The following is a 13494-nucleotide window of genomic DNA, read 5'->3' on the forward strand; positions in this document are numbered from 1 at the left end:
ATCGCATCCTCGAGTGGTGATGAAATGTTAGAAAAAGACCAAAAGATAACTATTATTAAATATATCCCACTAATTCTTTCGATGTTCATATTAGTGTTATTAATGACTACATTTGCAATAGATGAAATTCATGCAGTTGAACTAAACGAAAGTTCCAATGAAGTGGGTCTTTTAATAAAAAATGAAGATAAACTAGAAAATTCTCAAGAAAAAGAAATACTATCTACAACTTATAGTTCAAATGGAGGTACATTTACAGATATTAAAAATTTAATTAGTAGAGCAAAAGCAGGAGATACAATTAATTTGAATGGTAATTTTTATGCAGATAAATCGGATTCTCCAATTTCAGTAAATAAAAAACTAAAATTCACATCAAAAAATGGTGCAGTTTTAAATGGCAAAGGCATTACAAGAATCATGAATCTTCCGCTTGCATCTACAGGTACTACATTATTTAATTTAAAGTTTATTAATGGAAATACAAAGTTAGCAGCAGGAGCTATACTTTTAGGAGGTAATAATTTAGTAATAGATAAATGTGTTTTTAACAAAAATCATGCAAAAAATGGTGGAGCAATTTATAGTGCTTATAATTCATCTCGTACATTAAATTTAATAATTAAAAATTGTAATTTCACAAAAAATACAGCTTTAAGAGGGGGTGGAGCAGTTTCGGCATTTGGAAATAATTCAAAAGTTATTAATTGCATATTTGATTCTAATGGCGCTACAAATAAAGAAGGAATAATTCCATATGGAGGTGCATTACAAATTGGAATGGATGAAAAAAACATTGTTGAGAGAGTTTCTAAATGTATTTTTAAAAATAATTATGTAAGTTATAATGGTAATGATCCAATTGCTCATGGTGGAGCAGGTTGTGTTCGTTTTGGAACAACATATGAAGATTGTGTTTTTATTAATAACCGCGCAAATCAAGGAGGTGCTTTAACTTTCCATTCATCAGGAAGTATTAAAAATTGTAAATTTTACAATAATACAGCATATTGTTATGGGGGAGCTCTTTCAACAGGATTTTTAATTAAAAATAATAAAATGAATTTAAATGTTAATAATTGTATATTTGAATGTAATAAAGCTCCTTTAGGTGGAGCTGTACAATTATGCGGATTAAATGTTAATATGAACAATAATACTTTTAATAGAAATAAGGCTTCTAAAAATGGTGGAGCAATAAATATTGAAGCAACCACTGTTAAGATAGATAAATCCAAGTTTAATAATAATATTGCAAATGTAAATGGTGGAGCTATTTTTATCATTGGTAATAATACCTTTATTAAAAATTCCGTATTTATAGCTAATAGTGCCATTCCTGATAAATTAAAATTAGATGATGGATTAGGTGGTGCTATTTATGTAAACTCTACATTAGCTGAGGTTTCATATAATATCTTTAACTTTAACACTGCTAGAAATGGTAGTGCTGTTTATTATGATAAATATGGTGATAAACTTAGTTTAATTAACAATGAAATGTTTCAAAATCAAGCATGGGTTTATAAACTTCCAATATATGCTCGTAATATTTATTATGGGGATGTTGAAGAAATTTCATCTATAATTCATGGTGGAAACAATATTGCAGATTACGATAATCTAGCAGTATCAAATGCAATTTATAATGCAGCTAAAAACTCAAACATTGTTATTAATGGCCAAAATCCAGTTTCAGGTGCGACAAATACGGGTGAGATATATCAAGACGATCGTGAATATAATATGGATATATTACTCAGTGTAACTCATGAAGATGGAACTTTAGTGTATAATAATACTTTAAAATCTAGCTATTTAGGGAAAGTTGATATTGCTTTAGATGATTTAAAAGTTGGAAAATACTATGTAAAGGCTCAACATTTTGAAGATACCTATTATAAAGGAATTACTAATGTGACATCATTTATAGTCTCTGCTAAGGTTGATAATGAAATTAATAAATCAACAGAAAGGGAAAATTATAATTTTGAAGAAATTGTAATCTGGACTTTAAATTTCACAAACAATGGTCCATGTAATGCAAGTGGTGTTTTAGTTCATGATGTTCTTCCAGAAGGTCTTATATGGATTTCCGATGATAGTGAAGGAAAGTATGATTCTAAAACTGGTATATTAACTATTGGTGATTTTGCAATTGGTGAGAGAATTGTTGTAAACATATTGACTGTAATAAATAAAACCGGAAAAATTATTAATCGGGCAAACATTACTGCTAATGAATATGATTTTAACTTATCTAACAACAATGATGAGGTGGTTATTGTAGTTAATCCTGCATGTGACGTTGATATTATTAAAACGGTTAATAATTCACTACCTAATTATGGTGATATTGTTAAATGGACATTAGTTATTACAAATCATGGTCCAGATGTTGCTCATGATGTTATAGTTTCAGATATATTACCAAATGGACTGATTTTAATTAATTCAACAGGTAGTTTTGATGTTCCTATTTTAAATGTTGGTGAAAGTGTTGTAATTGAATTTATAACTAAAGTTAATAAAACAGGTTTAATTGAAAATAATGCATCAGTTAGTCTTAATGAGTTTGACCATGACCTATCAAATAACAATGATTCAGAGATAATTAAAGTAAATCCTGCTTGTGATTTAGAAATAGTAAAATCATCTAGTGTTTCTCAAGCCAATTATAAAGATATAATTAAATGGACGATTAAAGTTTCAAATAATGGTCCAGATAATGCAACTGGAGTTAAAATAATTGATATATTGCCAAATGGTTTAATTTATTTAAATTCAACAGAAAACTATGAAAATAACACATTTAACATAGGTAATTTAGCTATTGGAGAAAGCATATCTATTGATATTTTTTGTAAAGTAAACGTCACAGGTAATATTACAAACTGGGTTAATGTAAGTGGAAATGAGTATGATTTTAATTTAGATAATAATAAAGACTCTGCATCAATTTATATTTCTCCTGCTAGTGATATTGCAGTTACAAAAACAGTAAATGAAACAGATGTAAATTTTGGTGATTTGGTTAAATGGGTTATTAATGTAACTAATAATGGTCCAGATGTTGCTCATAATATTGTAATAAATGATGAAATTCCAGATTCATTAATAGTAATATCTAATAATGGAGGATTTAACATTGATAAATTAGATGTTGGAAAAAGCGTTATTTTAGAAATTATTACAAAAGTAAATAAAACAGGAGTTATTGAAAACGAAGTATCCGTTACAGCTCAAGAATTTGATTATAATCTAGAAAATAATCAAGATAATGATTTCACATCAGTTAATGCATCAGCAGATGTTCAAATTATCAAAACAGTTAATGAAACCAGTCCAAATTATGGAGATTTAGTCAAATGGAAGATAACAATTTCAAATAATGGTCCAAATAAAGCTACTGGAGTATATGTTGAAGATAGGTTACCAGAAGGTTTGGTTTTAGTTGAATATTATGCAAGTAAAGGAAGCTATGAAAATGGAATTTGGTCTGGATGTTGTTTGGAAAATGGGGAAGAAGAGTATTTAGAATTGATTTGTCTTGTTAATAAAACTGGCCAATTAATTAACATAGTTACAATTTATGAAAATGAATACGATCCAAATTTAAAAAACAATAATGACTCTGAAATAATTGATGTTCCTCCAGCTTGTGATATTTCAGTTACAAAAGAAGTCAATAATAAAACTCCATTCTATGGTGACAAAATAACCTGGATTATTACAATTACCAATAATGGGCCGAATACAGCTAGTGACGTTGTTGTAAATGATGATTTGCCAAGTGGTTTAATTTTAACTAACTACACAGCTAGTAAAGGAACTTATAATAAGGGAATTTGGAGTATTAACTCACTTAATAAAGGTGAAAGTCAAATATTAACTATAACTTGCATTATTAATGAATTGGGTGAAACTACTAACTTTGTAGATGCAACAGCTAATGAATATGATTGGAATTTATCAAATAATTATGCAAATGAGTTAATAAATACAGATCCAATTTGTGATTTATCTATTGAAAAATTAGTTAACCAAACAAATCCTAATTATCTAGATTTAGTTAAATGGGTTTTAATTATCACTAACAATGGCCCAAACAATGCTAGTGATGTAGTTGTTTGTGATACTTTGCCTAATGGCTTAGAATTAATTAGCTGTGATGGGAATTATGATGGTGAGTTTATAAATGTTGGTCAGTTAAATGTTGGAGATAGAAAAGAATTTGAAATAATTTGTAAAGTTACTAAAACAGGTAAAATTACAAATACTGCTAGTATTGCTTGCAATGAAGAAGATTCTAATTTAGATAACAATTATGCTGAAAAATCAATTGATGTTCCTCCAGCAGCAGATTTAGCTATTACAAAAACTGTAACTAAATTTAAATACAAAAAAGGAGATCTAATTGAATATTTTATAAAACTCACAAATAAAGGTCCTAATGATGCTAAAAATATTAAAGTTAAGGAAATTTTAGAGTCTCCATTAATTTTAAAATCATTTAAAGTTAGTAAGGGAGATTTTAATCAAAAAACTAATATTTGGTCTATTAATAAACTTGCAGCCGGTGGTGAAGCAGATTTAAAAATTAAAGCTTTGGCTAATAAAAGTGGGGTTTTTAAAAATGAAGTTCAAGTTACAAGTGATAATTACGATCCAGATTTGGAAAATAATAATGATTCTGTTGAGGTAAATGTTAGTGAATCTCCAAATAAAACTTCCAAAAAAGTTAATTTAGATAAAAAAAGTATTTTTAAACCTAAAACAGCTTATAAAAATGTAATGGCACTTACAACAGCTAATCCTATAGCTATATTTCTTTGTTGTATTTTGGCTTCATTAGTATTTTCTAGTGGCAATTTATTTAAAAGAAGATAATTTTTAAGTAGCATTTAAGCTACTACCTTTTATTTTTTCAAACCCTTTTTCAAAATTTTACATCTATTGTAATTATTAATTTTATGAGTAATTATTTCACATGATTATTATATTCTATTATAAAATATTATAGCTACTATTAATTTAAGGCATAGTTTTATATAAAACTTCTAACAAAGTTATTAGTAGATATTGATGTATTGTCGATTTTTATCAAATTTCGCTTCAAGGATCAATATTACTAATTTAATTAAAATGAGGTGTAATCATGTCTGAAGAGGAAATGATTGAGAATACTGAAGAATTTATAGAAGAAAATGAAGATGAAAAATTACCATTTGCTAAAGCAGAAGTTGTTCGTTTAATGAAAGAAAATCTTGATAGTGACAAGATGATTAAAGAAAGAGTTAAAGTAGAAATGAACAAATTCTTAGGTGATGTCTTAAAAAATGTGTGTAAACAATTAAATGAATATCCTTATACTACAATTGATTATGAAATGTTAAAAGAATCAACTTATCCCTATACTAACATTGAAAGAATCAATCAAGAAAAAGAAAGGATTTTATTACATTTAAATGCTATTAAAGCTGATTGTGATGCTTTATCTATGGATGTTGAAAAAACTTTAAAATTAAAAGATGTAGATGAAGAAGACAGTACATTCGCAAGCTTTTCTGTAAACGATGAAGAAGATGAAGAATAATTCTTCTTCTTAATTATCTTCAATATGACTAAAACCTGTTTTTAAATGTTTCAATTCATCATCAGGAATATCTAATATTTCGACCGAATCACTTACAATGTTACTTTGACCAAATGGGTCTTGAATAATTAAAGTAGCTACTTTATTTCCTTTTATTAACTCTTGTATTTCATAAAGAGTGTTTTTACCGTTTTCTTGTGAATTTGCATCTTCAAATAGATTTAATGCTTTTTTAACAGCATCTTCAAAACGAGTAAGTATTCCTTCAACATTGGTCACATAACCTTCTGATTTTGGACCAGGTTCTACTTTCACTCCAATTTCAGGTATTGAAACAGTTGCTGATTGTGATCTAACAACTCTTATAGATAAATTATCTTTATTAATTTCAAGAATATATTTAGCAGGATCGTTTTGTTCTAAACTAATGACATCGCTGTGTTTAAATCCACATTCAGGGCATTTAATAGTTGTTTCTAGCACATTACCAAAATGAGGTATTTCTATTTCTTTCATTATTGATTTTGCTTTACCTTCAACATGGCAAACTGGACAGTTAATAATCATTTCATTTATAGTATCATCATTCATTGTACACATATCCTTTTTCTATAAGCTCTTTTTTAATTTTATCAAGAACTTCTTGACTTGGTCCACTAACAGTCATTTCTCTGTATTTAGATAAGTTATATAATTTGTTCAAATCTGCTTTATTATCTTTTTTATTATTAATTGTTTTAATAAATCTATTAACAGCTTCAGCATTTGTTGCTGTTACTTTTCTAATTAATGGATCTTTAAATCCTGCAATTGGATAAGATACTTGTTCTAGATTTCCATTATTTTTATTTATTATGATATTTACAACATCTTCTAATTGATCTACTGTATTAATTAATTTAATTGTAGTTGTACTTTTATTAATATGGGCTAGTATTTGTGCAATACTTTTTTCAATAGAATCTGTATCAATAATTTTTATATTATTTGCATCAGCTTGACTTAGAAGGTGATCGTGAATGATTCTATTTTCACTAAAGAATTCTAGTTGTTTGCCTCCACGATGTATTTGGACTGCTCTTTTTACAAATCTTTCTTTGTGTGATTCTTCATCAGAACTTAAGACAAAGAAATATATGCTTGCATCAGAACCAAATTGGTCTATATCAATTAATCCTGGAACTAAATGCACTCCTTCTATTATTATGTCATCAAAATCCGTAATAGCTCTTTGAATAACTTTTTCAACAGCAGGTATAACATAAGACGCATGTTCATCAAATCCTGCTGATACTAATTCGGTATAGTTATCGTATTTATTTTTAGTTCTAAGGTTTTTATACGCGTCATATGATGAACTATGTAATGCGGGAGCATATTCTCTTCCAATAATTCCACGAACAACTGCTCTTAAAAAATCACTTTCAATTAAATGTTTAATATTTAATTTTTTAGCTAATTCTGCAGCAATTGTTGATTTACCAATACCCGATGCACTTCCAATTAATATAACATAAGGTTTTCTCATGGGAATATTCTCCTATTTTCTATTGATTAAAGTATTATATGAATTACTATTTATTAATTATTTTTCATCAAAACATTATACCTTTATTAATATGAAAAATTATAAGTAGTAATATACTATATTTTTAGAATGATTTAAAAAAATATCATGATAATAAATTTTCATTAAAGTTATAAATTATAAGTTAGAAGCATAGGAGTGATGGTGTTGTATTCAGTAAAATCTGTAAAAGAGATTCAAGATTTAAATCCATTTATTGTAGTTGGTTGTGGTGGTGGAGGTGAAAAATTTTCCAATCTTGAAGGTGTTGAAGCTATTGGTTTTATAGATGATGATGTAAAAAAACAAACAAAACCCTTCTGTGGTCGTGTTGTTTGTGGTAATTTAGAAGACTGTTTGAAGGAAAATCCTCATGCAAAATCTCTTGTTATAATGTTGCCAATTGGTGCTGAAGGTACTGCTTTGAAATATGCAGCTCAAGCTATTGATGAGGGATTAAATGTTATTACTTCATTTAGATCATTATCTATTAGTGAAAATATCTCTTTGAAAAAATTTGCTGATTCAAAAGGTTTAGTTATTAAAGAAATAGGTCCTAGGTTAGATGTTATTGAGAAAATTGCAGGTGTCGCTCCTAAAAAATCCTGTGAAATCCTTCCAAAGATTTCTTATAACCCAAAAGCTCCTGTAGTTTTCGTTGGTGGAACTTCACAAGAATGTGGAAAAAGAACCACTACTAAATCCTTAGGTATAGCGGCTAGCGAAAGAGGATTAACACCAGCTATTATTTCTACTGATGAAATGGGTTTAGAAGAACCTACTGACTTTAATTTTAGAGCAGGAAGTTTATCTGCAATGGATGTTCCTGCAGCTGTTTTATCTGCAATCAAATATGTTGAAGAAATTAAAAAACCAGATATTATTTTCATTGAAGGTCAATCAAGCTTAACTGAAAAAGGAAATCCTCATCCAAGAGGATTATCTGCAGCTATTTTAATTGGAGCTGCTCCTGATGCAGTTATTGTGGGACATAGACCAAATCATCCATATAGAAAACCAAGAGGTATTGAAGAAGAAATTAAAGCTATTGAAGCTGTTGAACCGACAAAAGTTGTTGGTTTATCAATAAATCTTAAAGATGCTAACTTGGATATGGATGTTAAATATTTTGAATCTAAATTTGGTTTGCCTGTTGAAGATGTTTTCAATAATGGTGCTTCAAAATTATTAGATGCGATTTTTGATTATTTAAAGGAGTAATTTAAATGAGTTTCACTAGTGCATTAAAAAGAAGTTTAGGATTTGAAGAAACAGAAGAAGAATCTAAAAATAGAAAGAACAATGAGAATTCATTCAGTATTGGGAGTATTATAGATGCTCTTAAAAGACCTACTGAGAATAATTCATCAAATAATCAACAACAGTCAAGACCTCAGCAACAATATACTCCAAGGCCAACTCCTAGTTCGACTCATGCTTATTATGATGATGTAATTTCCCCTGAACAATCTTTTTATGAAATTGTTTTAATTAGGCCTAAAACTATTGATGATGTTAATTATATTGTTGATCAGGTAATTGAGGAAAATAATCCAGTAATAATTGATTTATCATTTTTAGAAAAAGAAAGCCCAGCTAATTTTAAATTAACTGGTGATAAGATTAAACAAATGAGAGCGCATTATGGAGCTCAAGCTTTATTGCTTTCTCGTTCTTCTGAGAAAAATTTAATAATAGTTGTTCCTAAAAGAGTAGCTATTTCAAATAAAGGATAATGTCCTTTATTTTTTTATATTTTAAAGAATTTTTCAGCATTTAAAAAAGACACTTTTTCTATATCTTTTTTGTTGTAATTTTGTTTTTGAAGTTCTCTAATTGTTTTTGGAACAGAAAGAGGGTCTGATGCTTTAGTACTAATGTCACTATTTAGTAGGAATTTATCAAAACCATATTCATTTAAAATCGTTATTGCTTCTTCCTTGGTCATTTTTTGAGGTTGAACAGTTAAACCTAACATACAATCTTTATTTATAACACTATTAACAACGCTTGGATTAATATGGTCGATTACAGCTAATTTTTCATCAATATGTTGAGGTAATATGTCTAAAATAACTTTTAAAACTTTTGCTTTATTTTTACGTGGTGTGTGGATAATTACTTTTGTTTTAGTTTCATCAGCAATGTCAAGTTGTTTTTTAAAGATATTAATTTCATCAACGGTTAAATTTTCTAATCCTATTTCTCCAATAGCTATAATTTCTCTTGATTTAATCCAGTTATATAAACTCTCATAAATCATTTTTGGATTTATTTTAGTGTTTGTGGGGTGTATTCCTAATGCTACTTTTAGTTTAAGTCCATGTTCAAATGCCCTTTCAGTTTCTAGTTTTAAAATTCTATTCAAATGATTTAAAAGCACGATTTCGTTATCTACTTTGTATGGATAAAAACCACATGTAATTGCAACGTCTATTCCAGATAAATACATCTCCTTAAAATCTTCACCACTTCTTAAGTCAGCATGTATATGTGTGTCTATCATTTTATCCCTTACTCTACTATTTGTTGTTTATATTTTAAAAAATTTTAACCTTATAGAAACCCTATTAAAATTTAAGTGAATATCGATATTATTTTCTTTTTTTGTTAAATATTTTTGTTTTATTCTTTATTTTTTGATTTTAACATGTTTATTGTTCTTTTTATTTTACACTTGAAGTTGTTCATCACAAAAAAATTTTACAAGAAATGTTTTGATTCTAGTTTTAAGTGATTTTATTGCTTTAGTTTTTATATATTTGAAATAATACTTGTTATTAATTAAAAAACTTGATAATAATTTATAAATAGTAGAATGGAGAATAATTTATTAATATGAACAAGAAAATAAACTATTTTCTGTATTATTATTTGAATTTATAGACATTTAAACCTTTTGGATTTTGGACTTAAAATTGATGGAAAAACTAGACAAAAACAATAAAAAAATGCATAAACAAAGAAATAGGAAATAAAAGGAAAATTCAACGGAAAAAACTATAGTGGAAGCACAAAACTCCAAAATAAAGAAACAAAACTCAAAAATGTATTATATAACATTTACAGGGCAATACAAATATTTTAAAGGAGGGTTTCTACAAGGTTAAAATTTGTTTATTTTTAAATTTTATGGAAGTGTTATTTGATGAGATTGTTCACTTCAATAGATTTTATATTTTTTGTAATAAAAATTAATATTATACGTAATACTATTTTCTTTGGTGATTTATGTGAAAAACAATAGCTACTTAAAAGAATATGAATCAGTATCAGACGAAATAAAATACATATCAAACTCTTTAGTGAGATTAAAAATACTTGAAACATTATATGAATGTCCATTAAATATGAAAGAAATCAATAATACAACAGGTTTAAGTTATAGTTCAATATCTAGTAATATTCATGGTTTAGAAACGGAAGGTCATGTTTATCGTGAAATTAATAACTATTATTTATCTAATTGTGCTAAATTGCAAATGAAAAATATTTTGGAGTTTAATATGGTTATTAAATTATTAAACAAATTTTTTACTATTTTAGATAATCACATTGTTGATATAATTCCGAGTAAGTCAATAACCGAAATATTTTTACTTGAAAATGCTAAAATTTTAGAATCCAATGAAATTAATGCATATAAAACATATGATTTTATTGAAGAGTGTCTTACACAAGCAAATGAGGTTAAATGCGTTTTACCATTTTTTTACAAAAATTTTAATAATAAATTAAATGAATTAATCGAAAATAAGTCTAATATTGAGTTATTAGTTCCTAGTAATGTTTATGAGCTTTTTAATAAAAATTTAGAGATATCTAATATAAATTATTTTAGTGAAAATAACATGTTTTTATTAATTTCAACCAATGATGTAATGGTACTTGGATTATTTAAGGAAGATGGTTATTTTGACCAGAATAGATTATTAACATCTAAAAATGAAAAATCTATTAAATGGGCAGATAATTTATTTAATAATTTTAAAAATAGTTTAAATAAATGAGTTTTCACACTCATTATTTATAATAATTTTCTAAATGCTCTTTTAAATCACTAATAGAGATTCTATCTTGTTCTTCGTTGTCTCTGTTTCTAACAGTTACTTTATTATCTTCAAGAGTTTCAAAATCAATTGTTATTGCAAGAGGAATACCAATTTCATCTGCCCTTGCATATCTCCTACCAATAGTACCACTAGCATCATATTCCACTCTAAAACCAGCATTTCTTAACTCTTCAGTTAAATCAAGTGCTATTTCACGTGGTCCTTCTTTATTTAAAAGTGGGAAAATTCCTAACTGTACTGGAGCTATTGATTTATTAAATTTAAAATAATCTTTTTTTTCTGTTTCTTTAAATGAATGTAATAAAACAGAATATACGATACGATCAATTCCAAAAGATGGTTCGATTATGTGTGGAGTAATTTTTTCTCCGGCTATTTCTTCTTCAATGTCTTCAAAGATAAGTAAATCTTCGGTTATTTCATAAGTTTTATCTAAATTAATCACAAATTTTCCATTATCTTCAATAGCTTTTTTAATTTCATCCACATTTGCTTCTTCAATTGCTTGTTTTACTTTAGGAGAATCTCCTTTAAATATTGGTCCGAATTTAGCTAAATTAGGTTTAGCAACACTTTTTTTGACTTTTTTAGGTTCATTATATTCTACAAAGACATTTAAATCATCATTACTGAATTTAGAATGTGAAGTTAAGTCATAATCTCCTCTATCTGCTATTCCAATGATTTCAACCCAACCATATTTATCTGTGTTTACTTCAACATCCCAACAGTCAAGAGCATAATGAGCCATTTCTCCTTTTAAATGTTGTCTGAATCTTAAAACATCATTTGGTATTCCAATTTCATTTAAAAATTTACGAGCTAAATACAATTGATACATTAGGATTTCATTAGCTACAATTCCTTTATCTAATGCTTCTTTTGCAGTAATTTCTAAAGGTTTTAGATTATTTTCTTGTACTTCTTGTGAAGACAGGGAAAATATTTCATTTTCAATTTGTGCAAATTTGGGGCTTGTTTTATCTTTTGGATTTAAGAATATTTCTGCTTCTGCTTGAGTAAATTCTCTAAGCCTTATTACTCCTTGTCTAGGTGAAATTTCATTTCTATATGCTTTTCCAAGTTGAACTACACCGAATGGTAGTTTTCCTCTGAAAAATCTTTCTAAACGTTTGAATAAAATGAATATTCCTTGAGCTGTTTCAGGTCTCATGTAACCTATTTTATCCCCTTTAGCTCCAATCATTGTTTTGAACATGAGGTTATAATTCCAAATATTAGATAGTTTCCCACCACATTCTGGGCAGGTTATATTATTGTTTAAAACTATTTTATCAAGCTCTTCATTTTCAAGGCTTTCAACATCTTCACCAATTTCTTCTTCAATAACATGATCTGCTCTAAAAACTTCATTACAGCTTTCACATTTACACATTGGATCGGTAAAGTTATCAACATGTCCTGATGCTTTTAAAACTTCTTTTGGCATTATTGTTGGACCTTCAATTTCATAAAATCCTTCACCAGAAACATATTGTTTTCTCCATTTTTGCATTATATTATTTTTTAAACTAGCTCCAAGAGGTCCATAATCGGTAAAACCAGATACTCCTGAATAAATTTCAAAAGATGGCCATAAAAATCCTCTTTTAGCACTAATATTTGTCATTTTATCATGATTCATAAAAATAACTTCCATTTATTTTTTTAATTCATAATCAAGTTTCACCCTACTACTTTCAGGTTTAACTTGACCCATATATTTACTATTTCTGTCAGGATGTCCATATGGAACTTCTGCAGGTGTGGTCATGGTTTCAAAGACGATTTGACATACTCTTTGACCAGGATAAAGTGCTACGGGCATTGCACCAATATTAGATATTTCTAATGTGATTCTTCCTTCAAATCCAGGATCAATGTATCCTGCAGTAACGTGCATTGTAACACCAAGTCTTCCCATACTGGAACGACCTTCTACTCTAGCTACTAAATCATCAGGAACTTTAACATATTCTAATGTGGTAGCTAGTGCAAATTCATTCGGATGTATAATAAATGCATCTCCACCTTCTACAATACTTGATTCCATGTATGATGCAATATCTTCTTCATCTTTAGGATCAATATATGGTTTTCTAATAACCTTAAATACTTTAAATTCATCTCCTAGTCTCATATCTACAGAAGATGGTTGTATTTGTTTTTCGTCTAAAAGAGGGTCAATTATTATTTTTTCTTCTTTTAAATATTCTTTAATTGTTTTATCACTTAAAATAGCCATTTTATCACACAAA

The 13494-nt window shown here is 27.6% G+C and carries 10 protein-coding genes; 5 read left to right on the forward strand and 5 right to left on the reverse strand.

Features of this window, described 5'->3' with window-relative positions; genetic code table 11:
* The first annotated feature begins 24 nt into the window (after nt 1–24).
* Together MBORA_RS06050 and MBORA_RS06055 are read left to right on the forward strand one after the other, a co-directional pair.
* Nucleotides 25–4890 carry a DUF11 domain-containing protein gene (locus MBORA_RS06050; protein WP_063720382.1) on the forward strand — a complete coding sequence of 1622 codons (4866 nt, stop codon included), beginning with the start codon at nt 25–27 and terminating at the stop codon, nt 4888–4890.
* A 268-nt stretch (nt 4891–5158) separates the two neighbouring features.
* A complete protein-coding gene (locus MBORA_RS06055) occupies nt 5159–5596 on the forward strand; it encodes a hypothetical protein (protein ID WP_042694205.1) in 438 nt (145 codons plus the stop codon).
* A gap of 9 nt (nt 5597–5605) precedes the next feature.
* Here the strand turns inward: MBORA_RS06055 and MBORA_RS06060 are convergent, their stop codons facing one another.
* Nucleotides 5606–6187 (reverse strand): ZPR1 zinc finger domain-containing protein, encoded by a 582-nt coding sequence (locus tag MBORA_RS06060; protein WP_042694206.1) that lies wholly within the window; start codon nt 6185–6187, stop codon nt 5606–5608.
* Complete coding sequence (locus MBORA_RS06065) at nt 6180–7124, reverse strand: 3H domain-containing protein (RefSeq protein WP_042694208.1); 945 nt, start codon at nt 7122–7124, stop codon at nt 6180–6182. Before MBORA_RS06065 ends, MBORA_RS06060 begins: the two co-directional genes overlap by 8 nt.
* A gap of 207 nt (nt 7125–7331) precedes the next feature.
* On the opposite strand from MBORA_RS06065, the gene MBORA_RS06070 reads away from it, so the two are divergent.
* The gene (locus MBORA_RS06070; RefSeq protein ID WP_063720383.1) at nt 7332–8384 is read left to right on the forward strand and encodes a DUF1611 domain-containing protein; all 1053 of its coding nucleotides are present in this window, start codon (nt 7332–7334) and stop codon (nt 8382–8384) included.
* Between the two features lie 5 nt (nt 8385–8389).
* A complete protein-coding gene (locus tag MBORA_RS06075; RefSeq protein ID WP_042694210.1) occupies nt 8390–8899 on the forward strand; it encodes a cell division protein SepF in 510 nt (169 codons plus the stop codon).
* A gap of 14 nt (nt 8900–8913) precedes the next feature.
* Here MBORA_RS06075 and MBORA_RS06080 read toward each other — a convergent pair whose 3' ends face one another.
* A complete protein-coding gene (locus MBORA_RS06080; protein ID WP_042694212.1) occupies nt 8914–9669 on the reverse strand; it encodes a TatD family hydrolase in 756 nt (251 codons plus the stop codon).
* 727 nt (nt 9670–10396) lie between these two features.
* Between MBORA_RS06080 and MBORA_RS06085 the strand changes: the two genes are divergently transcribed.
* Nucleotides 10397–11173 (forward strand): helix-turn-helix transcriptional regulator, encoded by a 777-nt coding sequence (locus MBORA_RS06085; RefSeq protein WP_106787289.1) that lies wholly within the window; start codon nt 10397–10399, stop codon nt 11171–11173.
* 13 nt (nt 11174–11186) lie between these two features.
* Here MBORA_RS06085 and glyS read toward each other — a convergent pair whose 3' ends face one another.
* Both glyS and dcd read right to left on the reverse strand, forming a co-directional pair.
* Nucleotides 11187–12881, reverse strand: a complete 1695-nt coding sequence (gene glyS, locus MBORA_RS06090; protein ID WP_063720387.1) for a glycine--tRNA ligase — start codon at nt 12879–12881, stop codon at nt 11187–11189.
* Nucleotides 12882–12896: 15 nt separating this feature from the next.
* Nucleotides 12897–13481 carry a dCTP deaminase gene (dcd, locus tag MBORA_RS06095; protein WP_063720384.1) on the reverse strand — a complete coding sequence of 195 codons (585 nt, stop codon included), beginning with the start codon at nt 13479–13481 and terminating at the stop codon, nt 12897–12899.
* Nucleotides 13482–13494: the final 13 nt, after the last annotated feature.

The organism is Methanobrevibacter oralis (genome assembly GCF_001639275.1).
GTDB lineage: Archaea > Methanobacteriota > Methanobacteria > Methanobacteriales > Methanobacteriaceae > Methanocatella > Methanocatella oralis.